The sequence below is a fragment of the Segatella copri genome (assembly GCF_026015625.1).
GTDB lineage: Bacteria > Bacteroidota > Bacteroidia > Bacteroidales > Bacteroidaceae > Prevotella > Prevotella copri_H.
In genome coordinates this window covers 1,835,786-1,860,588 of record NZ_JAPDVG010000001.1, presented here as the reverse complement: position 1 = coordinate 1,860,588, position 24,803 = coordinate 1,835,786, and the positions used below count along the sequence as shown (strand labels likewise).

The 24,803-nt window shown below is 46.2% G+C and carries 19 protein-coding genes, 2 tRNA genes, 1 other RNA gene and 1 pseudogene; 9 read left to right on the top strand and 14 right to left on the bottom strand.

Translation table 11 applies throughout. From position 1 onward, the window contains the following. Positions 1–40: 40 nt before the first annotated feature. The 6 genes from ONT19_RS08180 to ONT19_RS08155 all read right to left on the bottom strand — a co-directional run bounded on the left by ONT19_RS08180 (position 41) and on the right by ONT19_RS08155 (position 7,431). Positions 41–1,030, bottom strand: a complete 990-nt coding sequence (locus tag ONT19_RS08180; protein WP_264952759.1) for a pectinesterase family protein — start codon at positions 1,028–1,030, stop codon at positions 41–43. Positions 1,031–1,166: 136 nt separating this feature from the next. Then, on the bottom strand, positions 1,167–3,452 hold the full coding sequence (locus tag ONT19_RS08175; RefSeq protein WP_118150974.1) for a RelA/SpoT family protein: 2,286 nt from the start codon (positions 3,450–3,452) through the stop codon (positions 1,167–1,169). A 64-nt stretch (positions 3,453–3,516) separates the two neighbouring features. Then, positions 3,517–4,875: a lytic transglycosylase domain-containing protein gene (locus tag ONT19_RS08170; RefSeq protein WP_264952760.1), complete on the bottom strand. Its 1,359-nt coding sequence runs from the start codon at positions 4,873–4,875 to the stop codon at positions 3,517–3,519. 80 nt (positions 4,876–4,955) lie between these two features. Continuing rightward, positions 4,956–5,642 carry a DUF5683 domain-containing protein gene (locus ONT19_RS08165; protein WP_264953088.1) on the bottom strand — a complete coding sequence of 229 codons (687 nt, stop codon included), beginning with the start codon at positions 5,640–5,642 and terminating at the stop codon, positions 4,956–4,958. A gap of 56 nt (positions 5,643–5,698) precedes the next feature. Beyond that, the gene (locus ONT19_RS08160; RefSeq protein ID WP_264952761.1) at positions 5,699–6,610 is read right to left on the bottom strand and encodes a ParB/RepB/Spo0J family partition protein; all 912 of its coding nucleotides are present in this window, start codon (positions 6,608–6,610) and stop codon (positions 5,699–5,701) included. 56 nt (positions 6,611–6,666) lie between these two features. Further along, entirely contained in the window at positions 6,667–7,431 is a 765-nt protein-coding gene (locus ONT19_RS08155) for a ParA family protein (RefSeq protein ID WP_117586026.1), read from the bottom strand. Positions 7,432–7,531: 100 nt separating this feature from the next. Between ONT19_RS08155 and surE the strand changes: the two genes are divergently transcribed. The 3 genes and pseudogenes from surE (at position 7,532) to ONT19_RS08140 (ending at position 10,863) form a co-directional block, all read left to right on the top strand. Further along, a complete protein-coding gene (gene surE, locus ONT19_RS08150; protein ID WP_254970111.1) occupies positions 7,532–8,296 on the top strand; it encodes a 5'/3'-nucleotidase SurE in 765 nt (254 codons plus the stop codon). Next, a pseudogene (gene lpxB, locus ONT19_RS08145) lies at positions 8,293–9,432 on the top strand (lipid-A-disaccharide synthase); the annotation flags it as partial. The gene surE and the pseudogene lpxB, both read left to right, overlap by 4 nt. 477 nt (positions 9,433–9,909) lie before the next feature. Further along, positions 9,910–10,863 carry a cellulase family glycosylhydrolase gene (locus ONT19_RS08140; protein WP_153091998.1) on the top strand — a complete coding sequence of 318 codons (954 nt, stop codon included), beginning with the start codon at positions 9,910–9,912 and terminating at the stop codon, positions 10,861–10,863. A gap of 155 nt (positions 10,864–11,018) precedes the next feature. On the opposite strand, the gene ONT19_RS08135 is transcribed toward ONT19_RS08140, so the two are convergent. The 3 genes from ONT19_RS08135 to rsfS all read right to left on the bottom strand — a co-directional run bounded on the left by ONT19_RS08135 (position 11,019) and on the right by rsfS (position 14,417). Continuing rightward, complete coding sequence (locus tag ONT19_RS08135) at positions 11,019–11,885, bottom strand: phosphatidate cytidylyltransferase (protein WP_022121429.1); 867 nt, start codon at positions 11,883–11,885, stop codon at positions 11,019–11,021. Positions 11,886–11,896: 11 nt separating this feature from the next. Beyond that, the gene (ftsH, locus tag ONT19_RS08130) at positions 11,897–13,987 is read right to left on the bottom strand and encodes an ATP-dependent zinc metalloprotease FtsH (protein WP_118078742.1); all 2,091 of its coding nucleotides are present in this window, start codon (positions 13,985–13,987) and stop codon (positions 11,897–11,899) included. Positions 13,988–14,057: 70 nt separating this feature from the next. After that, positions 14,058–14,417, bottom strand: coding sequence for a ribosome silencing factor (rsfS, locus tag ONT19_RS08125; protein ID WP_006847152.1), 360 nt, complete (start codon positions 14,415–14,417; stop codon positions 14,058–14,060). 213 nt (positions 14,418–14,630) lie between these two features. On the opposite strand from rsfS, the gene ONT19_RS08120 reads away from it, so the two are divergent. Both ONT19_RS08120 and ONT19_RS08115 read left to right on the top strand, forming a co-directional pair. Continuing rightward, a tRNA-Gln gene (locus ONT19_RS08120) sits at positions 14,631–14,701 on the top strand. 25 nt (positions 14,702–14,726) lie between these two features. Beyond that, positions 14,727–14,797 (top strand) — tRNA-Gln (locus tag ONT19_RS08115). Positions 14,798–14,915: 118 nt separating this feature from the next. Here the strand turns inward: ONT19_RS08115 and ONT19_RS08110 are convergent. The 4 genes from ONT19_RS08110 to ONT19_RS08095 all read right to left on the bottom strand — a co-directional run bounded on the left by ONT19_RS08110 (position 14,916) and on the right by ONT19_RS08095 (position 20,717). After that, positions 14,916–16,685 (bottom strand): DUF349 domain-containing protein, encoded by a 1,770-nt coding sequence (locus ONT19_RS08110; protein ID WP_118078741.1) that lies wholly within the window; start codon positions 16,683–16,685, stop codon positions 14,916–14,918. A 235-nt stretch (positions 16,686–16,920) separates the two neighbouring features. Beyond that, positions 16,921–17,847 carry a magnesium transporter CorA family protein gene (locus ONT19_RS08105; protein ID WP_022121433.1) on the bottom strand — a complete coding sequence of 309 codons (927 nt, stop codon included), beginning with the start codon at positions 17,845–17,847 and terminating at the stop codon, positions 16,921–16,923. Between the two features lie 318 nt (positions 17,848–18,165). Continuing rightward, positions 18,166–19,629, bottom strand: coding sequence for an aminoacyl-histidine dipeptidase (locus ONT19_RS08100; protein WP_264952762.1), 1,464 nt, complete (start codon positions 19,627–19,629; stop codon positions 18,166–18,168). Positions 19,630–19,724: 95 nt separating this feature from the next. Next, the gene (locus tag ONT19_RS08095; RefSeq protein ID WP_006847157.1) at positions 19,725–20,717 is read right to left on the bottom strand and encodes a lysylphosphatidylglycerol synthase transmembrane domain-containing protein; all 993 of its coding nucleotides are present in this window, start codon (positions 20,715–20,717) and stop codon (positions 19,725–19,727) included. A 228-nt stretch (positions 20,718–20,945) separates the two neighbouring features. On the opposite strand from ONT19_RS08095, the gene rsmA reads away from it, so the two are divergent. The 4 genes from rsmA to ONT19_RS08075 are packed head-to-tail and all read left to right on the top strand — an operon-like array spanning position 20,946 to position 24,258. After that, positions 20,946–21,755 carry a 16S rRNA (adenine(1518)-N(6)/adenine(1519)-N(6))-dimethyltransferase RsmA gene (gene rsmA / locus ONT19_RS08090; protein ID WP_264952763.1) on the top strand — a complete coding sequence of 270 codons (810 nt, stop codon included), beginning with the start codon at positions 20,946–20,948 and terminating at the stop codon, positions 21,753–21,755. 12 nt (positions 21,756–21,767) lie between these two features. Beyond that, entirely contained in the window at positions 21,768–22,328 is a 561-nt protein-coding gene (gene frr, locus ONT19_RS08085) for a ribosome recycling factor (protein WP_006847159.1), read from the top strand. Between the two features lie 34 nt (positions 22,329–22,362). Beyond that, complete coding sequence (gene rsgA, locus ONT19_RS08080) at positions 22,363–23,295, top strand: ribosome small subunit-dependent GTPase A (RefSeq protein WP_264952764.1); 933 nt, start codon at positions 22,363–22,365, stop codon at positions 23,293–23,295. A gap of 48 nt (positions 23,296–23,343) precedes the next feature. Continuing rightward, a complete protein-coding gene (locus ONT19_RS08075) occupies positions 23,344–24,258 on the top strand; it encodes a helix-turn-helix domain-containing protein (protein WP_153092010.1) in 915 nt (304 codons plus the stop codon). Between the two features lie 64 nt (positions 24,259–24,322). Here the strand turns inward: ONT19_RS08075 and ssrA are convergent. Then, positions 24,323–24,720: a transfer-messenger RNA gene (gene ssrA / locus ONT19_RS08070) on the bottom strand. Between the last annotated feature and the right edge of the window lie 83 nt (positions 24,721–24,803).

The window sequence follows — 24,803 nt, the reverse complement described above, 5'->3', positions numbered from 1 at the left end:
ACTTTGAGCTTTGAACTTTGAACTTTATGATTAGCTAGGGTTACCACGCTTCTTCGCCGAAGACATTCTTGATGGTAACTTTAGCAGCTTCTTTCTTGGTGAGCTGACGGCTCCAGGCTACGCGTGCCTTGGTTGCAGCACCTGCACCGTGGTTGTTATATTCGCTGTAGCGGGCTGTCTGCTCGTTGCTCTGCTTGCCCCAGTTGTGCCATCCTTCTGGACGGATGTGGCTGCCCATTTCGCAATTCATGAAGAGGGTAGCTGCATATGAGCGCCATGGACGGCCCAGATAAACCTTGTCTACACCTGGCTCGGCGGTAAGCTTGCACTTGTTGAATACATAGCCATATTCCTGACCGGCAGGACTGGATGCAGCTGTGATGTAGCTGTTGGCCTTGCTGCGAATCTCACAATTCTCAAACCATGCTCTTCCCGGACCAAAGATGAAATCGGTGGTTCCTTCGATGTAGCAATCATAGAAGGCTGAACGGTTGTTGGCTATACCTGTATAAACGGTATCCTGATTGCCCAGCAGACGGCAGTTCTGAACCAGGATATGATCGCCTTCAAGATGCAGGGAGACAGCCTGACCCAGTTTGGCTGCATTGTTCTCGATGGTGATGTTCTTCAGGGTGATGTAACTGCCCTGTACCTTCAGGGTATAAGTGCGGAATGTGCCCATCGGTTTGCCCTTTACTGCAGCTTCTGAATCGAGTCCACCTACAGGCATCTTGATGTTGGCATGATCGTCCCATGTGATGATCGTGTTATCACGGTCTTCACCACAGATGGTGATGTTGGTGAGCCATGAAGGGAGGATGAGTTTCTCCTTGTACACGCCTTTCTTAACATAGATTACCTTGCTGTAATCCATGAAAGCACGACATACTTCGATGGCTTCGTCGATGGTACGGAATTCGCCGGTACCATCACGGGATACTACAATCGTGTCGGGGTTGTCATACTTGTTGGCTGCTGCCAGAGGCAACAGAGTCAACATCATTAAAAATGATAAGAATAATTTTTTCATATTGTTTTTAAGCTTGTTGTTTTGAATCTGTTTTTATAAGATGTTGAAATCTGTATGATTTCATAGAGAATCGCCAGATTTTAAATCCGGCGATTCTCTATTATTTATCTTTTCTTTATTATCATAAACTCCTAAGTTACAGGATTCTCTGTACTTCCTGCAGATCATCAATATTTCGGAGTTGGTTCATAATGGTCTTAACTTCTTCGCGGTCGTGAACACGGAGTTCGATGGTTCCGTCGAAGATGCCGTTATCACTACTGATTGTTATCTTGTGGATATTGATGCCTAACTGGTCACTAATCACCTTACTTACATCCAGCAGCATGCCCTTACGGTCGATACCCTTGATTTCGATGGTTGCATCGAAGAGTATCTGCTTGTGCATATCCCATTTGGCATCTACGATGCGGTTGCCGAAACTGGACTTCAGTTTGGCTGCTATGCTGCAAGAGCGCTTATGTATTTCGATGCGGTTCTTGTTGTCGATAAAGCCCATAACGTCATCACCAGGAATCGCATGGCAGCAGCTAGGGAAGATAAACTGGTTGATGTTCTCCTCGGTCAGGATGAGTGGCTTCTTCTTGTTGAAGTCTTTGCCCACCACGAAAAGATCCTGAGGCTTCACGATGCCTTTTTCTTGAGCCTTCTCCTTGCTCTTGCCCAGGAATGGGATATAATTGCGCCAGCTGCTGGCCTGCTGTTTTTTAGGCTTGCCCTGCAACTCATCGAAATCTTTATCGCCTAGGATAATCTGATGGTCTCCCAATGACTGGAAGAGGGTTTCAGGCTTCTGGATATTATGAAAATCGCATAGGCGGTCTACCACCGATGCACTCATCTCAATGCTGTTCTTCTTGAGCCATTCGGTGAGTATGTTTTCTCCCTTTTTCTGAACCTCTCGTGAATCGCGGCGCAGGATGGCCAGAATCTTGCTCTTTGCTTTGGCTGAACTGACGAAGTTTACCCATTCTTCCTGTACATGCTGGCTCTTGGAAGTAAGAATCTCAACCTGGTCGCCACTTTGCAGCTTATGGCTCAGCGGAACAAGCTTATGGTTTACCTTGGCTCCGATACAGTGGCTGCCCAGGAAGGTATGAATCTGGAAGGCGAAGTCGAGGGCAGTACAGCCTGCCGGCATCGTCTTGATTTCTCCCTTTGGTGTGAAGACGAAGATTTCTGAAGCATAGAGGTTCAACTTGATAGCATCGAGGAAGTCCATGGCATCCGGCTGCGGATCGTCCAGAATCTCCTTGATGGTGCTGAGCCAGTCGTTCAGTTCGTTCTCATCTTCTGTATATTCACCTTCGTTTCCTTCTTTGTATTTCCAGTGGGCAGCAAACCCCTTTTCTGCTACCTCGTCCATACGGTCGGAACGGATCTGCACTTCTATCCATCTTCCCTGCTTACTCATCAGGGTAACGTGGAGTGCCTGATAACCGTTTGCTTTCGGATGGTTCAACCAGTCGCGCAGACGGTCTGGATGGCTCTTGTAGATTTTGCTGATGGCTACGTAGATATTGAAGCATTCGTTTACTTCGTTTGCTCTCACCTTTGGCGTAAAGATGATGCGCACAGCAAGAATGTCGTAAATCTCATCGAAGGTAACGTGCTTGTTCTGCATCTTGTTCCAAATAGAATAAGGGCTCTTCACACGTGCTTTAATCTTGTATTCTACACCTAACTTGTCGAGTTCTTCGCGGATAGGTGCTGTAAAACTCTCGAAGAGGGTATCGCGCTGCGATTCGGTATCGGCAAGTTTATGCTCAATATTGGCATACTCCTGTGGATGGTCGTAGCGGAAACTGAGGTCTTCGAGTTCGGTCTTGATTTTGTTCAAGCCCAATCGGTTGGCGAGAGGTGCATAAATATACAAGGTTTCGCCCGCAATCTTGTATTGTTTGTTGGCCGGTTGCGATTCCAGCGTGCGCATGTTGTGCAGGCGGTCGCAAATCTTGATAAGGATAACACGGATGTCATCGCTCATAGTGAGCAACAGTTTTTTGAAGTTTTCTGCCTGGGCTGATGCCTTATCGCCGAAGATTCCACCACTGATTTTGGTGAGTCCATCAACGATTTGTGCCACCTTGGCTCCAAAGATGTTTGAGATATCTTCTACTGTGTAGTCGGTATCTTCTACCACATCATGAAGCAGTGCGGCACAGATGCTCGTTGAGCCGAGCCCCATCTCCTCGCAGGCTATCTGAGCCACGGCGATAGGGTGCATGATATATGGTTCGCCCGAAAGGCGGCGCACACCTTTGTGCGCCTGTCGGGCGAAGTTGAATGCCTTGGTCACTATATCTACCTTCTTGCGGTGTCGCGAACTCAGGTAGGTGTCAAGCAGGTGTTGAAAGGCATCGCCAATCAACTGGTTGTCAGCCTGCTCTCTTTCGAGGTCTTTCAAGTTCTGGTCATCCATAGTGGGTCCCTCCAATAATAATGTTCTTAATTAGACTGAAAAAACTACAGCGGACGTAGTTCTTTTATTTCACTTTGATTTTCTTTCCGGCACGGATACTGTTACCCTTGATGCCGTTCAGTTTGCGCAGTTTCTTAACGGTTGTTCCGTGGCGTGCTGCTATTTCAGAAAGGGTATCACCATTCTTGATGGTAACACTCTTGCTGCCTTGTTTTCTGTTTCTGCCTCGCTTGCTGCTCTTCTTGCTGCGTGAAGAAGCGCTGTGGCGACTGTAGCTGCTTCGTGGGCGGCTATAGGTAGGCTGTGCATCGTTGACATCTACTGTAGCGCGCTTCTGGAAGAGTTCATCGGCTCTGTAAGCACAGATGCTGTCCTGCTGGTCGATGAAACTACCGATGAGGGTAGATGGAAGACGCAATACCATCGGATGGTTCAATCCGTTGATGATATCATGACGATACTGTGGATTCAGATTGCGCAGGTGCTCGATGTTGATGTTCAGCACTTTGGAAATCTGCTCCAGGTGGATATCTTTTGATACTACGATAGTGTCTGTCTTTACTGGCAGTTCGCTTACCATAGGGCAGATGTTATGATCGCAGTAGTAGTTCATGATGTAGTTGGCAGCGATGAAAGCTGGTACATATCCACGTGTTTCCTTTGGTAGATATGGATAGATGTTCCAGTAGTCGGCGTTGCCTTTTGCACGATGGATGGCCTTGTTGATATTGGTTGGACCGCAGTTGTAAGCTGCAATCACGAGACTCCAATCGTCGAATATCTTGTACAGGTCGCTCAGATAGTGAGCGGCTGCATAGGATGCTTTTACCGGGTCGCGGCGTTCATCGATGAGTGAGTTTACTTCCAGTCCATATCGCTTGCCGGTAGGCAGCATAAACTGCCATAAACCTGTGGCACCAACGCGTGATACTGCTTTAGGGTTGAGTGCCGATTCGATAACTGGCAGATATTTCAATTCCAGTGGCAGGTTGTAAGCCTCTAATGCCTCTTCGAAAATAGGCATGTAGAAGTTACTTGCTCCCAACATAAAACTTACCGAACGGCGTAGTTTACCGCTGTAACGGTCTATGAATTTCTGTACTACCTCATTGTATGGCATTTCGATGATGGTAGGCATTCTCTTCAGACGGTCGATATACACTTCCTTCTCGAAGACAGGGTTTACATCGCGGTATTTGCAGGTTGTATCTGCCATCATGTAAGTCTGTGCATTGTAAAGGTGGAGCAGGCTGTCGAGGTTATCTTCCATTCCCTCAGGTACTTCGATTTCCTCCTGCTTTCCGTCTTTGTCGGTAACGGTGATGATATCATCGTTATCTGTTTCTTCTGTAACGTCGGTTTGGGCATGAATGCCTTGTAAGCTGAACAGCATCGCTGCTGCCATGACTAGTATTTTCTTCATATTGATGTTTTATCTCGTCTATGTTTCTAATTTCTATTTTGCGTTATAATATATATAGGTGTATTCTAACTCCTCACGCATTAAAATGTGAGTGAGCAACTTACGCCGAGGCTTCCAGACCGCAGCGGATTGGCAGTCTTGTTGCCGTTATTCAGCATGGTAGGCTCTATTCTGAGCGAGAGATCATCGGAGATGTCAAATTCCGAGAGCGATGCATCTACGTAGGCATCAATCACTGAGAAGGCATAGATGCCTATCATGACGAAGGTTCCCAAGTCTCTCCAACGGCGATATTTATCTTTTCGCTTGCGGAAGATTTCCTTATAGCGTTCTATGTTCGATTCGTTGATCTGGGCACCCAAGTGCAGAAATTGATTGTAGCTTTGGGTGTTTGGGTCATTGTCCATAATATCCATGTAGGCTTGCGAATAGTCGTGATACATCTGGTTGTTCCAGGTGATGGCGTATGTACAGCCTACGAAACCGCCATAGATGAAAGGCAGTTTCCAATATTTGCGATTGTATATCTGTCCGGCACCAGGTAATACAAGTGCCAACCACATGGCACGCTTGGTATCAGGTCGCCAGGTTGCCCAGTTGCGCTTTTTGCGTACAGGCTTTGCTGGTTGGTTGAGGCTTGCCAGTTTGCTGCTGTCTTGTGCGGTAAGCATCGAGTCTATGGCTATTTTTGCCGAGTCGGCTGATGCAATGGTTGGCACATCGGTCACTTGTTTTTTTTGTTTCGACTTCTGTGCCTGTGCGCCCATCGGTGCCAGAAGCAGCAGGGTTGCCAAACAGATTTGTGATATACTGAGTTTCACTTTTATTCTTGCTTTAACTGATCGAAAACATTCATGATGTGCTCCAGCTCCTCTTCGTTGGCGAATGGAATGCTGATTTTTCCCTTGCCCTTAGCAGAGCAGGTGAACTGCACTTTGGTATTGAGAAACTGTGACAGGCGTTTTTTGAGTTGTGTAAATTCCTCAGGCATCTGAGCCTTAGCCGTGATGGTTTTCTTACCGCTCTCGATGTCTTCTCCGCTCTTGAGTCGCTGTACCATCTCTTCAACCTTTCTTACTGAGTAGCCGTTCTTCTGTATCTCCTTGAACAACTTGATTTGCAGCGAAGGTGAGTCGAGGGCCAGTAGGGCACGGCAATGACCCATGTCGATTTCTTTCTTCTGTAGTGCCATCTGCACCTGGGCAGGAAGTTTGAGCAGTCGCAGATAGTTGGCGATGGCTGCACGGCTCTTGCCCACACGTTCTGAAATTTTCTCCTGTGTCATACCCTCGTTTTCCAGAAGGTGTTCGTAGGCGAGTGCTATTTCTATGGCGTTGAGGTCTTGGCGCTGGATATTCTCTACGAGCGCCATTTCCATTACGTTCTCATCGCTGATGGTGCGGATGTATGCAGGGATAGCTGTCAGCCCCGCAAGTTGTGAAGCGCGCCAGCGGCGTTCACCGGCGATAATCTGGAATCTGTTTTCTGAAACCTGTCTTAAGGTGATAGGCTGGATGATGCCTATGGCCTTGATGCTTTCGGCGAGCTCATGTAGGGCTTCGTCGTCAAACTCCCGGCGTGGCTGATTGGGATTCGCCTCAATCTGGTCGAGAGGAATTTCATTGATGGTACTGCTGCCCTGGGTGCGCACTCCCTCGGTAGAGATGAGGGCGTCGAGTCCGCGTCCTAAAGCGTTGCTCTTTGTACCGTTGTTGTATTTCTTGTGTACTGCCATTTTTTTACTTTTAATTTTGAACATTGAACTTTCTAAAAGGGTTCAATTTCCAAATCTTAACTATTCTTGTTGATAATCTCCTTTGCCAAGGCCAGATGGTTCTTGGCTCCATTGCTTTCTGCATCGTAAAGGATAACTGGGAGACCATGGCTCGGACTCTCGCTCAGCTTCACGTTGCGCTGGATTACGGTCTTGAACACCAATTCCTGGAAGTGGCGTTTCACCTCGTCGTATATCTGGTTGGCAAGGCGTAGACGACTATCATACATGGTGAGCAGGAAACCTTCTATCTCGAGTTTCGGATTCAGCTTGCTCTTGATGATCTTGATGGTGTTAAGCAATTTGCTGATACCTTCAAGAGCGAAATATTCACATTGAACTGGGATGATGACACTGTCGGCAGCCGTCAACGAATTGACGGTGATGAGGCCGAGCGAAGGCGAACAGTCTATCAGGATGTAGTCGTATTCGTCACGGATAGGCTGCAGCAATGTCTTAATCACCTTTTCGCGATTTTTGAGATTCAGCATCTCTATCTCGGCACCTACCAGGTCAATATGACTAGGAATGATGTCGAGTCCATCAATGTCGGTGGTGTAGATAGCATCGCGCACGTCTGCATGGTCGATGATGCATTCGTAGAGCGAGCAGTCTACCTCGCTGATGTCCACGCCCAATCCACTGGAAGCGTTTGCCTGTGGGTCGGCGTCCACTACGAGTACAGTTTTCTCTAGCGTGGCAAGCGATGCTGCCAAGTTAATGGTGGTAGTAGTCTTTCCTACACCGCCTTTTTGGTTAGCTAATGCGATGATTTTTCCCATTTTCTTAGTAAATTTTCGGCAAAGATACAAAAATATTGTGAGAAAGTCGCTATCTTTAAAGGTTTTTTCGTACTTTTGCACCAAAAAGAAAGATATTTTTATGGAAAATAAGAAACCGTTAGTATTAATTTCGAATGATGATGGCTATCATGCCAATGGAATCAAGACCCTGGTGAACTTTCTGAAAGACTGGTGCGACCTGCTGGTTGTAGCACCGGAAAGTGCCCGTTCGGGATTCGCCTGTGCCTTCTCGGCTACTACTCCCTTGCGCCTGAAGCGTCGCCACAATATGGGGAATGATGTGGAGGTTTGGTCATGTAGCGGCACACCGGTTGACTGTGTGAAACTGGCGTTGGATCAGTTTCTTGCAGATCGCAAGCCTGATCTGATTATCGGCGGTATCAATCATGGTGACAATTCGAGCGTGAATAATCATTATTCGGGAACTATGGGCGTAGCTAAGGAGGGTTGTATGCAGCATATTCCAAGCATAGCCTTCAGCAGTTGCAATTATGATGAAAATGCTGATCTCACTCCTTTGCACGATGGGGTACTGAAGGTTGTTAAGCTGGTGCTGGAGAAGGGATTGCCAGAATATACCTGTCTGAATGTCAACTTCCCGGCTTTGCCTCCGTTCAAGGGTTTCAAGGGCTGCCGGATGACTCATGGCTCCTGGATCAATGAGGTGGATCATCGCACTCATCCGCATGGATATGATTATTATTGGATGGTGGGTGAATACCGTAATGACGAACCGGAGGCAACGGATACCGACCAGTGGGCTGTGAATCATGGTTACATCGCTATTACCCCAACTAAGATTGATGTAACGGATTATGATTGGTTAAAGAATTTTGAATTATGAAGTATTACCTGATAGTAGGCGAGGCTAGTGGAGATTTGCATGCCAGCAGATTGATGCGCTCGTTGAAAAAAATAGACGAGTTTGCTGAATTCCGTTTCTTCGGCGGTGATTTGATGGCTGCTGAAGGTGGCACTCGCGTCAAGCATTTTAAGGAGTTGGCTTATATGGGTTTTGTGCCTGTACTGCTACATTTGGGTACCATCTTTTCGAACATGAAGAGATGCAAGGAAGATATTGTGAAATGGAAGCCGGATGTAGTGATACTGGTAGATTATCCGGGATTTAATCTCAAGATAGCTAAGTTCTTGAAAAAGAACACTAATATCCCTGCCTATTATTACATTTCTCCTAAGATATGGGCATGGAAGGAGTGGCGGATCCGCAGCATCAAACGTGATATCGCTGAACTCTTCTCAATCTTGCCATTCGAGGTGCCGTTCTTCGAAAAGAAGCACCGTTATCCTATTCACTATGTAGGTAATCCTACGGCTCAGGAAGTAGGGGAGTTCAAATCGGGATATCATCAGAGTTTTACGGAATTCTGTCAGGAGAATAATCTTGACACTTATCGCCCTGTTATCGCTTTGCTGGCAGGAAGCCGTCTGCAGGAAATCAAAGACAATCTGCCGGCGATGATTGAGGTGGCTGAGCGTTTTGAAGATTATCAGATGGTGCTTGCCGGTGCTCCTTCGATAGACGATGCATACTATGAGAAGTTTATCAAAGGTACACCGGTCAAACTGGTGCGTAACAAGACTTATCCGCTCTTGTCGCATGCTACGGCAGCTCTTGTTACCAGTGGTACTGCAACTTTAGAGACGGCTCTTTTCGATGTGCCTCAGGTGGTATGTTATGAAACGCCTGTACCTCATCTCATCCGTTTCGGTTTCAAGCATATCATCAAAGTGAAGTTTATCTCGCTGGTGAATCTTATCGCCAATAAGGAGATTGTGCCGGAGATGCTTGCCGACCGCTTTACGGTTGATGGTATTGCCAACGAACTTTATCAGATTCTTCCGGGAGAACCTGGCAGGGATAAGATGTTGGCAGAATATCAGGAAGTTCGAACTCAGTTAGGCGATAAGGTTGCGCCGGATGAGGCTGCGGGCATCATGTTTGATCTTCTGGTTAAGCGTAGGGAAATGCTTCTCCGTATGGCTCGTGAACGTGCTGAAGCTGAAGCCAAAGCTGCAGCTGAGGCTGCAGAACGTGCGCGACAGAAGGCGATAGCTGAAGCCGAGGCTGCTAAGAAACGTGCCGAAGAGGAAGCTTTGGCGGCGCAGAAACGGGCAGAAGAAGAGGCTGAACTGGCACGAATAAGAGCAGAAAAAGCCCGACTGGCGGCTGAGGCTAAAGCACGTGAGGCTCAGCAGCGTGCAGCTCAGGCACAGTATGAGGCGCAGGAAGCCCAAAAGGGTGAACACTTTGAAGAAGAACAGGAAAAAGGTGAAATGTTTTAATAAAAAGTAATCTCTTTCAGTTCTGTGGCGGATATCAATCCGCTGCAGAACTGCTGACTAAGGCAGATTTGTAATCTGCTACCTATGTAGGAGTATTAGCTATCCTAAAAAACAAACCCAAAAATATATATTTAATTTTAAACCCTAAAAAAAATGAAAAAACTAATGACCCTCATTTGTGCACTCTTTTGTATGGCACAAGTGTATGCAGCAAACCCTGTAAAGCAATGGGGACAGTTGCAGGTAAAAGGTGCGCAGCTTTGCGACCAGAGTGGTAACCCTGTAGTGTTGAGAGGCGTGAGTCTGGGATGGCACAACATCTGGCCTCGGTTCTACAACAAAAAAGCGGTGAAATGGCTTGTGCAAGACTGGTATGCCAACATCATCAGAGCTGCCATGGGAATTCAGATAGACGACAACTATCTGGAAAATCCAGACTTTGCTCTGAAATGCATTACCCAGGTGGTAGATGCCGCCATCAAGAATGATACCTACGTGATTATCGACTGGCATGCACACAAGATGCATACAGCCGAGGCTAAGGCCTTCTTCGGAAAGATGGCGCAGAAGTATGGTAAATATCCTCATGTGCTTTACGAACTCTACAATGAACCTGTTGAGGATAAATGGGAAGACTTGAAGGTATACGCTAAAACCATCATCACGGAAATCAGAAAGTATGATCCGGATAATATCATCCTGATGGGCTGTCCGCATTGGGACCAGGATATTGATATCGTGGCAAAGAGCCCTATCGAGGGTGTGGAGAATGTGATGTATACCCTTCATTTCTATGCAGCCACCCATAAAGATTATCTGCGTGATAAACTGGAGGCTGCCGTGAAGAGCGGTTTGCCGGTCTTTGTATCAGAATGTGCTGGTATGGAGGCTTCGGGTAATGGTCCTCTGGCTCCTGAAGAGTATCAGAAATGGCTCGATGTAATGGAGAAAAACAAGGTGAGTTGGGTAAACTGGTCGGTTTCGGATAAGGATGAAACCTGTTCCATGCTTTTGCCACGTGCCAAGGCTACCGGCAACTGGACAGATGATCTCATCAAGCCATGGGGCAAGATGGTGAAGCAGGCACTGAAGAAATATAACAGATAACAGCATAGTTTATCGCAAGTACTTTCGTGAGCCAACGAAGCTACTTGTGTTTTTTATGGTGATATGAAAAAAAAAGCAGGGGTTCTTTGAGGAATCCCTGCCTTTCTTTGTGCTTGACCAAACTAAAGTTTGGCCTTTATCTCATAAAAGATGTATTATCCAAACAACTGGATGGTGTATAGGTAGATTACTGCTGCCGGTATCGCCATGAGCGAAGAGTCGAAGCGGTCGAGCATGCCTCCATGTCCTGGCAGGATGTTGCCGCTATCCTTTACTCCGAGGGTACGCTTGAAGAGGCTTTCTACCAGATCGCCCCATGTGCCGAAGAATACCACAACCAGACCTAAACCTTCCCAACCGAGAATGCTGAGACGATGGGCTTCGCCATCGTTGGCAATATAGCCGATAATGCCTGCTGCTATCAGTACGAATATACCTCCGCCTATGCTGCCTTCCCAACTCTTGGCTGGACTGATGCGAGGAAAGAGCTTATGCTTGCCGAAAAGCGAACCGCTGCAATAGGCACCGGTATCATTGGTCCAGAGGAAAATGAAAATACTCAAAGGCAGCAGCATGTCGTAATGTATCTGGCCATCGAAAGCTGATGTCTCGAAACTCAATACATTGATCATCGAGAAAGGCAAGGCGATGTACAACTGAGAGAGCATAGTGTAAGCCCAATCGTTGATGGCATCCTTGTTGCCTGTATACAGTTCGCTGATGAAGAGATAGAGGATGGTGAGCAGATAAGGTACGAAAACCACGAAATTGCCCACAATGCCCATGCGGAAACCAGCCACGGCAAGGAAGAAGTAAACACCCGCCACGGTGCTGATGAAACGGTTTACCGTAACATTCTCCTTCTGGTTAACTAATCCGCAATACTCCCATATGCTCAATCCGGTAATGAGGGCGAACAGGATAACCATTGCCCTGGGATTGAGAAAGCAAGATACCATGCACACCACGAAAAATACGCCTGTGATGGATCTTATCACTAGATTCTTCTGTTTGTCAGTCATATCGGTTTGTTTTATTCGTTCTTGTTTTCTTCCGAACCTTCATCCTTCTTGGAAGTCTCTTCAGAATCTGCATTCTTCTTCTGGTTCTCTTCATGCTCCTTGATGGCAGCCTGAACTTCAGGAAGTTCCTTTACGGCGTCATCGTCTATCTTAGGCTGTTCGTCTTCCATGATTTCCTGCGAACGGCTCAACCAAGGGCGCTTGCCAAAGATATGTTCTACGTCTTCTGCCATAATCACCTCTTTCTTGATCAGAAGTTCTGCTAAGGCATTGTGGCCTTCCTTGTGCTCCATCAGAATGTTCTTGGCACGGGTATACTGCTCGTTGACAATCTTCAGAACTTCCTGGTCTATCTCGCGGGCTGTAGACTCAGAGTACGGACGCTGGAATGCATATTCGTTCCGGTTGTAAAAGCAGATGTTTGGCAACGTCTTGCTCATACCGAGATAAGCTACCATACCATAAGCACTCTTTGTGGCGCGCTCCAGGTCGTTCATGGCTCCTGACGAAATATGACCGGTGAAGAGTTCTTCTGCGGCACGTCCACCCATTAATGAACACATCTCGTCGAGCATCTGTTCCTTGGTGGTTATCTGGCGCTCTTCTGGCAGATACCATGCAGCACCGAGAGCCTGACCACGAGGCACGATGGTAACCTTGATGAGAGGGTTGGCATACTGGCAGAACCATGAGATGGTTGCGTGGCCTGCTTCGTGGAGAGCGATGCTACGCTTCTCGTCGGCAGTCATCACCTTAGTCTTCTTCTCCAGACCGCCTACAATACGGTCTACTGCATCGAGGAAATCCTGTTTGCACACAGCCTTCTTGTCGTGGCGTGCAGCAATGAGGGCTGCCTCGTTACAAACGTTGGCAATATCTGCACCCGAGAACCCTGGAGTCTGGCGTGCCAGGAGATCAACATCTACTGTTTCGTCTATCTTGATAGGTTTGAGATGAACCAGGAAGATAGCCTTACGTTCGTTCAAACCAGGGAGATCTACGTGAATTTCGCGGTCGAAACGTCCGGCACGGAGCAAGGCGCTGTCGAGCATGTCTACACGGTTGGTAGCTGCAAGGATGATGACACCACTGTTGGTACCGAAACCATCCATCTCTGTAAGGAGAGCGTTCAAGGTGTTCTCGCGCTCATCATTACCACCCATGGCTGGGTTCTTGCTGCGGGCACGGCCTACAGCATCAATCTCATCGATAAAGATGATACAAGGTGATTTCTCTTTAGCCTGGCGGAACAGGTCGCGTACACGTGAGGCACCTACACCTACGAACATTTCAACGAAGTCGGAACCGCTCATGGAGAAGAAAGGTACGCCAGCCTCGCCGGCAACAGCCTTAGCCAAGAGTGTCTTACCAGTTCCCGGAGGGCCTACGAGAAGGGCTCCCTTTGGAATCTTACCACCCAAGTCGGTATATTTTTGTGGGTTTTTCAGGAAGTCTACAATTTCCTTCACTTCCTGCTTGGCCCCTTCCTGTCCGGCCACATCCTTAAAGGTGATGCCGATGGCATTTCCCTTTTCGTACATCTTAGCTTTGCTTTTGCCCACGCTGAAGATGCCGCCGCCCATACCGCCGCTGCCCATACCGCCGCTGAATCTTCCAGACATCCAAAGGATGAAGAATACGAAGAAGAGCAGAGGTGCCAGATTGAAGAGCGTGCTTAAGAAGTCGTTATCCTTCTGGTTGTCGTAGCTGAAGGAGCGTATCTTCTTTTCCTTCAACATCTGGTTGGCATAGCGTTCCACTTCGTCAACCGAGCCGAACTGTACTTTTACGTATGGGTTAGGACCTACAGACTTTGCCGGCATATTGTATACATCGCGCGTATATTTCGGGTTGATGTATATTTTGAGGGTGCTTTCTGTTTTATTGGCCACAACACTGAGCACATAACCCTTGTCTACATACTGTTTGAACTGGGTGTATGTAGCTTCCTTGGCAGCGCTGCCTCCAATCGCATCGCCTCCTCCTGTAAAGAAGAGGATGATCATGGTGATGAGGCAGATGGTGAAAAGCCAGGTCATATTAAATCGTGGCATCTTTGGTCCGCCATTGCCACGAGGCTTCATATTATTGCTTTGTTCCATTTTATTTTATATGTATAACTTTTAGTCGAAAAACAATGTCTGATCCATCATGTAGAATGGGAGAGACTGACTAGTCGAGATCAGGTATATGGGTAAGCTTTGCATCCTCCCATAAATGTTCGAGGTCGTAATAAGCACGTACTTCCGGAAGGAAGATGTGTACTAATACGTCAACAAAGTCCATTGCCACCCACTGGTCGTTGCCGAGACCTGCTACATTTACAGGTTTTTCTTTCAGATTCTTGCGCACGATGTCTCCCACAGAACCTGCGATAGCTTCAACCTGAGTAGGGCTTCCTCCCTGGCAGATGATGAAGTACTTGGCAATGCTTCCATCGATTTCTGTCAGGTCGGCGATAACAATGTCTTGACCTTTCTTTTCTTGTATACCTTCTTTAATAGTCTCTACGAGTTGTTTAACTGTGTTCATTTATCTTTTCTTTCTTACTTAATTTATATTCTCTATTTTTCTGCAAAGATACATTATTATAATGGAAAATCGACTTAAAAGGCAAAAAAAATGTGGAAAATTAAAGAAATTGCGCTTTTTTTAGAAAAAAGTGCCGAAAAATTTTGTAGGTTCAAAAAAAACTAGTACCTTTGCACTCGCAATTGAGAAAAAGAACATCTCGTTTGCTGATATTGGGATATGGTGTAATGGTAACACTACAGATTCTGGTCCTGTCATTCCTGGTTCGAGTCCGGGTATCCCAACAATCAAAAAGTTCTATTTTAAGTTTGGGATATGGTGTAATGGTAACACTACAGATTCTGGTCCTGTCATTCCTGGTTCGAGTCCGGGTATCCCAACTCATACGGTAAGGCATCTTTCAGTAATGAAAGGTGTTTTTTTTGTTTATAGGAATTCTGTTTTATGGAGTATTCATAACAATAAACCCCAGAGCTTTCGCCCTGGGGTTTATTGTATTTATTTCTTCTCGGCATCAATGGCCTTGATTTTCTGCTTTACCATTTCGAGGTCAGCCTTGAGTTTCTCAATCTTACGGTTCATTTCTTCTACCAGGCTGTTGCCCTTCTTGCTGGCCGTATTGAAGAAACCGAGGTTGTTCTCGTAGGTAGTAATCTCGCTGCGCAACTGGTCGTAGCGGCGCAAGAGTTTGCCACGCTCATTGCCGAGTGCATTGCCGCCTTCCTTGGCAACATTCTTCAAGTTGTTCTTGAAGTTGTCGAAGTGGCGCTTTGCGTTGGTGGCATGAAGTTTCTCGTAGGCTGCATCGATAGCCTCATGATACTCTTTATAGACCTTGTCTTTCTCTTTGAAAGGAACGTGTCCGATTGCACTGTATTGCTTGGCAAGATCTTTGAGTTTCTTCTGGAAATCGTTGTCTGAAATCTCTGCAACTACAAGTTCCTTGAGCTGGGCAATGATGTTGCGCTTCTTGTCCAGATTGGCATGTTCCTCGCTGCGTGAACCAGCATTCTGCTTGTTGCGGGCTTCAAAGAACTTGTTGCAGGTATCCAGAAATTCCTTCCAGAGCAATTCGCCTTGTTTATGAGGTACGGTACCCACCTTCTTCCATTCTTTCTGAAGAGCGATGAACTTGTCGCCAGTCTTCTTCCAGTCTGTACTGTCAGCCAGTTCCTTTGCCTTGTTTACGAGTTGCTGTTTCTTTTCGAGATTGGCAGAGTAGGTATCTTTCAATCCTTTGAAGAATTCTGCCTTCTTGTTGAAGAATTCATCGTTGGCGATGCGGAAACGCTCGAAAATCTTGACGTTCATCTTCTGAGGGGCAAAACCGATAGTGCGCCACTCTTTCTGAATCTCTATGATTTCCTGGGTAACCTTCTCCCAGTCCTTAGCAGTCTTGTATTCTCCTTGGTTGGCAGCCTCTACCTTTTCGCAGAGGGCAGTTTTCTTGGCGAGGTTTTCCTCTTCCTTGGCACGCAGGTCTTCGAAGTGCTGCTGGTGCTTCTTGTTGATAACAGTGCTGGCAGCCTTGAAACGCTCCCAAATCTGTTCTCTCAACTCCTTGGCAACAGGACCAATCTCACGATATTGCTGATGGAGGTCCTGAAGCTGGTGGAAGGCAGAAATAACATCCTCTTCCTCATTGAGTTTCTCTGCAGCCTCGCAGAGTTTGGTCTTGGCTTCAAGATTCTTCTTGAAATCATATTCGCGGGCTTCGCTGTTCAACTTGAGCATGTCGTAGAACTGCTCTACATAGAGCTGGTAGTTCTTCCATACCTCGTTTGCCTTGTCTGCAGGGATGTTCTTGATTTCCTTCCATTCCTGCTGCAAGGCCTTGAAGTCCTGATATGATTTGTTGGCCTCCTCCGGTGAGGTGGTCATGGCCTTTATCTTTTCGATAATTTCCTCTTTTTTGCGGAGATTATCTTGTTTTTCTTCTTCTTGTGCCAGGAAGATCTTGGCTCTTTTCTCCTTGATGAGTTGCATCTCAGCCTTGAAGGCTTCTTCGGTGTCATCCGGTAGAAGAATATACTTCTCTGGGTCACCGCCTTTTGCGAGATACTCTTTCATCTGTGCGTCTCTTTCTGCGAGATGAATCTTGTAGAAAGTAGTCTTGAGTAGGTCGAGTTCCTCCTTGTTTGGATTTTCGCTGCTATGAGCGATTTCCTTTACTCTTTCGAGCACTTCCTGCTTGGTGGCATAAGCCTTCTTGGCAGGGTCTTCCAGGGTGCTCTGCTGCAACAGAGCTTTTTCTTGAGAGTCCATCATGTCACTTTGTTTAGTTTATGATTCGAGTTTCTTGGGCCGGTAGTCGCTTATCCGCAATTCGACCCCATACAAAATTATATTATTAATAAGTTGCAAACTTAAAAAAAAAAATCGAATATCTTGCCATGATATTCGATTTTTTAATTTTTTTTGTATTTATAATTGCCTTTTTCTTGCTAATCATCGTTTTATGTGCTCTTTCAGGCTACTTAATGCATATCAGAGTGGTATATGCTTAGAGCAGGCGCTTGTATCTGAGGAAGCCCCATGAAAGTGCAGAAACGAGCACGGAGATAACCAGGGCAATGGCAAATCCGTAATGGCTGTCTTCCATACCGTTGATTAAGTTCATACCGAACAATGAGGAAATCAGCGTAGGCAACATCATGACGATACTGATACTAGTCAAGGTACGCATCGTGGTATTCATGTTGTTGTTGATGATGCTCGAATAGGTATCCATCGTCGACTCCAGAATGTCGGAGTAGATGCTTGTAGTTTCGCGTGCCTGTGTCATCTCGATGTTTACGTCTTCGATGAGGTCGGCATCAAGTTCGTCCACCTGCAGCTTGAACTTCAACTTAGACAGGAGATTCTCGTTGCCTCGGATAGAGGTGATGAAGTAGGTAAGGGAGTCCTGCAGGCGGCTCAGGCCAATCAGGCTCTCATTGTTCACACCATGATCGAGGTTTCGTTTTGCCTTTTCTATGAGCGAATTGATCTGTTTCAATCGCTTCAGATACCAAACCGCTGATGAAAGGAAGAGACGGAAGGTCATGTCTACATAGTCGGTGAACCCCTCGCTGCGCTTCTGCTGGTAGCTTACGAAATCAATCATCATATTGGTTTCATAATAGCATACGGTGATGGTAACATCGCGCTTATGGATGATACCCAGAGGCACGGTGGTGTATGGGGTACGGCTGCGTATTTCCTTGACATAAGGGATACGGAGGATGATGAGCATCCAGCCATCGTCATATTCATAGCGGGCACGCTCATCGGTATCGCTGATATCCGAGAGGAAATAATCAGGGATCTTGAATTCTTCTTCCAGCAAGCGCTGGTCTTCATCAGTTGGACATGTTACTTGTATCCAGCAGTTTGGCTGCCACTCATTGAGTACAGTCAGATTCTTGTCTATATTCCAATAAGTCTTCATAGTTTGCTAATCTCCACATAATAAAAGTTTGGGGTATGGAGACTAGCGCTTGGGTACGGCCTACTGAAAGGCTTCATCGTTGCTGAATCTCCACGCCTTACAATTCATTATTGTTCTCCGCGTGATAATCGTCCATTTTGGTGTTATTTTAATGAAACTTATGCAAGTGAATTTGTATGATCTGCTACAGAGATTTTACAAGACTTGCGAAATCGACTGCAAAGGTAATGATTTCTTTTGAAAACTGGAACAAAAAAGCCGAGAATTTTCACTCTCGGCTTTCTTTTTTAATCTTTTTGTAATTTCGTTCCCCGTTTTTTACTTTGCAGGAATCTCTGTCAGGAGCTGTTTGACGAGGTTCCAGAAAGGAGCTACGCAACTGATCTGGCAACGCTCATTGGCTGTGTGAGGGCTAAGAAGAGTAGGACCGAATGATACGACATCGAGGTTAGGATACTTGCTCAGGATGATAGAGCACTCCAGACCTGCGTGAACAGCCTGTACCTTACCGTCTGTGCCGTTCTGCTCTTTGTAAACCTTCAATACGTGTTCCAGAATGTCGCTCTTAGGGTTAGGGTTCCATCCCATGTAGCTGCCACTGAATTCAACCTTCATGCCTGCCATGTTGAAACAGCTTTCTATCATTGTGGCAAGATACATCTTGTAGTATTCGTGGCTAGAACGGGCCAGAATCTTGATAGCAGCCTTGCCGTCACCAATCTCAACGATTGCGAGGTTTGAAGAGGTCTCTACGATTTCAGGCATAGATGGAGCCATACGCAATACACCATCGTGGCAAGCGTAGATTGCATCTACAAGATTATCCTGGATTTCGGCAGGAACCTGCATCTTAGGAGTCTCTACATTCTCAGCGAAGAACTCGATGTTCTCAGTTGTTTCAATGCCTTCGAACTCATCACAGATTTCGTCCTTCCAGTCTGCTACCAGGTCATTCAAAGCTTCAATGTTCTCCTTAGGCAGGGTCAGAACAACCTCAGCCTGGAATGGGATGGCATTGCGCATGTTGCCGCCCTGCCATGAAGCTAGACGGGCATCGAGTTCTGAAATAGCTTCACGCACGAAACGAACCATGCACTTGTTGGCATTCGCTCTGCCTTCGTTGATTTCGATACCGGAGTGACCGCCTTTCAATCCCTTGAGGGTTACCTTAACGGCAGCATCTTCCTTGTCGGTTTCTACCTCTTTATAATCGAGAGTTGCTGTGATGTCGATACCGCCAGCGCTACCGATAACGAACTCGCCCCAAACCTCGGTATCGAAGTTCAAGAGAATGTCGCCGTTCAGTTCGCCTGCTGGGAGATCGTTGGCACCATACATGCCTGTCTCTTCGTCGGCGGTAATCAAGCCCTCGATAGGACCATGCTGCAAATCTTTTGATTCCATTACCGCCATGATGGTAGCTACGCCAAGTCCGTCGTCGCTACCGAGTGTTGTATGATTAGCACGTACCCAGTCGCCATCGATGATGGTTTCGATAGGGTCTGTTTCAAAATTATGCTTGCTGTCTGGTGCTTTCTGAGGAACCATGTCCATGTGCGCCTGCATAATAATGCCTTTGCGGTTCTCCATACCTGGAGTAGCAGGTTTGCGCATCACGATGTTGCCTGCTGGGTCTTGGAAAGCCTCTACACCTGCTTCTTTTGCCCAATCGAGCAAATAAGCCTGAATCTTTTCCAAATGTCCAGATGGACGTGGAACTTGTGTTAACTTGTCAAAGTTACGCCAGATTTCAACTGGGTTCAAATTCTTAATGTCAGCCATATTTATTTAATTTAAAATTTATAGTTAATAGTTTATAGGGCATTCGCGCTATACGGCGTAGCCGCTATCAACTATTAACTTTTAACTCTTAACTTTTATCTTTTAACTTTCCCGGTAAACGCCAGTGCTATCCAGGCATAGATTCCCAAAAGGACTACAAGCAGGGTTTGCACGGAGTGTACGATGAGAACGAAGAAGAGGGCATCGTTTGCCTGAATGCCATAGAGTATGAGCATTGTCTTGACGGCAAAATGCCAAGGTCCGGCTCCGTTTGGAGTAGGTACGATGACCGCTATGCTGCCCACGATGAATGTCACCAGACCGCACATCAGATTGAGATGGGAGGTTGCCTCGAAGCATTGGAAGGTAAGATAGTAGTGGAAGAAATAGCTCAACCAGATGCCCAGTGTAAGGGCGATGTAGAGCGGTACATTTCTGACACCTTTCAGCGAGATGATACCTTGCCAGAGTCCTCCCAGTGTTGCTTTCACCTTATTATATATAGCGAGTCGCTTGAGCAGATAGTGAGCCAGGATGAGTACTGCTATGCCACAGATAGCAGTCACAATGTAACCTGTGGCTGTAAACTGGCAGAGTAAACTGTCCATGCTCGTACCTGTTTTCTCAAAGAAATTGAGGAATACCGGAATCTGCATCACAAAGACCAGCGCCGTAATCAGCAGCACGAGGAGTGAATCAATGGCTCTTTCAGTAACGACGGTACCCAAGGCTTTCGGAAACGAAACATCATCCCATTTCTTCAATACGCCGCATCTGGCAAACTCGCCCGCACGAGGAATTACAAGACTCAGAGCATAGGACAGGAAGATGGAGTAGATGCTGATACTGGAGCGGGCCTTCTCGCCTAATGGCTCCAGCGACTGTTTCCATCTCCATCCTCTGAACACCTGGGCAGAGATGCCAAAAGGGAACGACAGCAGCATCCAGGTCCAACTCATCTTGTGAAGCAGAACATCTTCTACTTGCTTGAAGTCGAATCCGCGATACATCCAATAAAGGATGGCGCCACCCAGAATGAGCGACAAAGCCACCTTCCATATGTTGTTTGCTATCTTCTTTATATCCATAATTAGATGCAAAGATAATACTTTTATTGACAATATCGTTCGAATCTGCATATTTTTAGCATAAATAAACGCTTGGGCGCCATTTATGGCTAAAAGTATAGCCTTTTTTTTAAGAAACAAGTGGCTCTTTCCCTTTTTTACCCAAAAAGATAAAAAAAATCGCATACTTCGTGTGGATTCTCAAAAAATAATCGTATTTTTGCAAAATATATAATATAAAGATAAGATATGAAAGCTGTAAAGCCTAAGAAGAATCTCGGTCAGCACTTCTTGACCGACCTCAATATAGCAAAGCGCATCGCCGATACGGTGGATGCCTGCCCGGATATACCTGTTCTCGAAATCGGACCAGGTATGGGCGTTCTTACCCAATATCTCGTAGAGAAACCAAGACCCGTCAAGGCGGTGGAAATCGACTCGGAGTCGGTGGCGTATCTTCATGAGAATTTCCCGATACTCAAGGATAATATCATCGGTGAAGACTTCCTGAGAATGGATTTGAACCAGATATTCGATGGAAAGCAGTTTGTACTGACAGGTAATTATCCATACGATATCTCATCGCAGATATTCTTTAAGATGCTCGATTACAAGGATCTCATTCCTTGCTGTACCGGAATGATTCAGCGCGAGGTGGCATTGCGTATGGCATCAGAACCAGGCAACAAAGCCTATGGTATCCTCAGTGTGCTCATCCAGGCATGGTATGATGTGGAATATCTCTTTACGGTAGATGAGAATGTATTCAACCCACCACCAAAGGTAAAGAGTGCGGTAATCCGTATGACTCGTAACAAGGTGACTGACCTTGGCTGTGATGAAAAACTGTTTAAGCGTCTGGTAAAGACAGTCTTCAACCAGCGTCGCAAGATGCTCCGTGTAAGCCTCAAGCAGATGTTCCCGGGTGTAACCCCACGCGAGGATTTCTACACCACAGACATCATGACCAAGCGTCCTGAACAGCTCACTATCCAGCAGTTTGTAGAACTCACCAACTATGTGGGCGAAGAACTGAAAAGATTAGAATTAATAAAATAAAAACATATAATTATGATAGACGTTAAAGAAACTTTGAATTCTGCAGCAGAGCGTATGGAGATGGCAGCAATGTATCTCGCAGAGGAACTCTCTCATGTTCGTGCTGGTCGTGCTAATGTAGCCATCCTCGATGGTGTGCGCGTAAATAGTTATGGCAGTATGGTTCCTCTGAACCAGGTAGCTACAGTTACAACCCCTGATGCCCGTACTATCGCTATCCGCCCTTGGGACAAAAAAGCTATCAAGGATATCGAAAAGGCTATTATGGATAGTGGTGTAGGTATCACTCCTGAGAACAATGGCGAAATCGTACGTCTGGGTATTCCTCAGCCAACAGGTGAGCGCCGTAAGGAACTCGTAAAGCAGTGTAACAAGATTGCTGAGCGTGCTAAGATTGAGGTGCGCAACGTGCGCCAGGAAATCAAGGAGAAGTTGAAGAAAGCTATCAAGGATGGACTTTCTGAAGACTTGGAGAAGGATGCTGAGAACGATTTGCAGAAACTCCACGACAAGTACATCAAGCAGCTCGAAAACCTGATGGACGAGAAGGAAAAGGAAATCATGACAGTCTAAATCATTCTGGACTTACATTATTTAATAAGTGATAATGAGAGGACTCGTTATTAAAAATACAGGCAGCTGGTACACCGTCAAGACAGACGATGGCCAGCTGATAGAAAGTAAAATCAAGGGCAATTTCAGATTGAAGGGCATCCGCAGCACCAATCCTGTGGCTGTAGGTGATTATGTGCAGCTTATTACCAACCAGGAGGGTACGGCATTTATCTCTTCTATCGAAGACCGCCAAAACTATATCATTCGTAAATCACCTAACCTCAGTAAGCAGAGTCATATTCTGGCTGCTAATGTAGACCAGGCACTGCTTGTGGTAACGGTGAATTATCCGCAGACTTCTACTACCTTCATCGACCGATTTCTGGCTGGCGCTGAGGCCTATAGAGTGCCTGTTATCATCATCTTCAATAAAAGTGACATACTTTCAGAAGAAGAATTGCATTACGAGAAGATGATGTGTACGCTCTATGAAACCATCGGATATAAATGTATCGAATTGTCGGCAGCTACAGGCGAAGGTGTTGAACTGTTGCGACCTCTTATCAAGGATAAGAAATCTTTGTTGAGCGGCAACAGCGGGGTAGGAAAGTCAACCCTCATCAACCAGCTCATTCCTGATGCAGAGCAGCGTACCGCCGAAATCAGCGAGGTGCATAATAGCGGAATGCATACCACAACCTTCAGTGAGATGCTGGAACTGCCGGAAGGTGGTTATCTCATTGATACTCCGGGCATCAAGGGCTTTGGTACCTTTGATATCGAAAAGGAAGAGCTGACCAGCTATTTTAAGGAAATCTTCAAGTTCTCTCAGGATTGTAAGTTCTCTGACTGTACCCATACCCACGAACCGGGGTGCGCGGTAATCAAGGCGGTTGAGGAACATTATATTGCAGCTAGCCGCTATCAGAGTTATCTCTCTATGTTGGAGGATAAGGACGAAAATAAATACAGAGAGGCTTTTTGATAGGGAAGAGTGAAGAACGAAGAGTGAAGAAATTAAAAAAACATATTAATGAAAGAACAGAAGGACGTCAGGCAGCGTATCGAAGAAGGTGAGTTCGCACAGAGTGCAGAAATCAGTGCGAGCTATCTGGATGAGGACATCTTGATTATAGATAATGTCAAGGTGTTGCAGAACCCCGACCCTATGAGATTCCAGATGAACATGATTGCATCCTGTCAGAGAGGTAGCCTGAAAGCTGAACTCAATGGACGGGAAATCGTGGTAGAGAAGGGCGATATATTTATCAGTCCGCCTAACTCTATTCTCGACATCAAAGAGGTGTCGGAAGATTTTGCATGCACAGCCATGTGTGTCAGCAATCACGGCTTGCTTGGTATTCTTCGTTCTCATATCTCGGTATGGAACCGTGCCATGTATGTGAGCAAGGTTTCGGTGTTGAAGATGAATGAGGTGGATATGGTATTCTATTCTAAGTTTACCGACTTGGTGCGCCTCTGTCTGGATCCGAAGTTCAACGACCGCAGTTCGTGGAAACCTTATCGCCGTGAGATAGTGGAGACGCTCCTGAAGAGTGCTCTTCTTGCCGTGAGCAATCTTTTGCTGACAGATCTCCCGAAAGAAACTTTGGGAACCAGTGCCAGCGATTTTTTTGATAAGTTCCTGGAGATGTTGCAGCAGAGCGAAATCAAGCATCAGCCTGTAGAATATTTTGCGCAGCAGCTTTGCATCACGCCAAAATATCTCTCCATCATCTGCAAGCGCCATTCCGGCAAGACAGCCATCGAGTGGATTACGGAGTATACGCTTGCTGATATCACCTATTATCTCCGTTCTACAACGAAAACAATCAAGGAGATTTCAGGTATACTGGGCTTCTCCAATACTTCATTCTTCGGTAAATATGTAAGAGAGCATCTACACATGTCACCTCTGAAGTATCGTGAAAGTTTGAGAAAACAATAATAGCAAAATAAAAACTCGCAAATTCTAAAGAAAGAATCTGCGAGTTTTTTGTTTCTATCAAATAGGGTGGAGCTGGAGGGATTCGAACCCTCGTCCGCACAAGGAAACCATACGCTTTCTACATGCTTATTCCAGCCTTCGGTTTTCGAGGCATGACAGGACCTGGACCACCAATCATACCCTTATCCTCTAAAATTTCATCCATGCAACGAGGCGTACATGAACTATTTCCGATTTACCTGCACCGCTTGATCAACAAGATTCGGAACAACATCCGTTGAGCGATGTCTCGTTCCAGCACCCTGTGCTGGAATAAAGCTAGTTTACTATACTTCGACTAGGCAGCGAGAGCGTAGTTATTTTCGCCAATTAATTTTTTGTTCACTAGGATTAAGGAGGTAGCCAACGAGCCTCCGCATGCTTACGTACCATTTCATCTCGCCGTCAAATCCAGTCAACCCCGAGATTTTTCTGATATTGGGTGCAAAGATAAGGCGAAAATTTGAAATTACCAAATATTTTTAGAAAAAAAAACTGCCAGATCC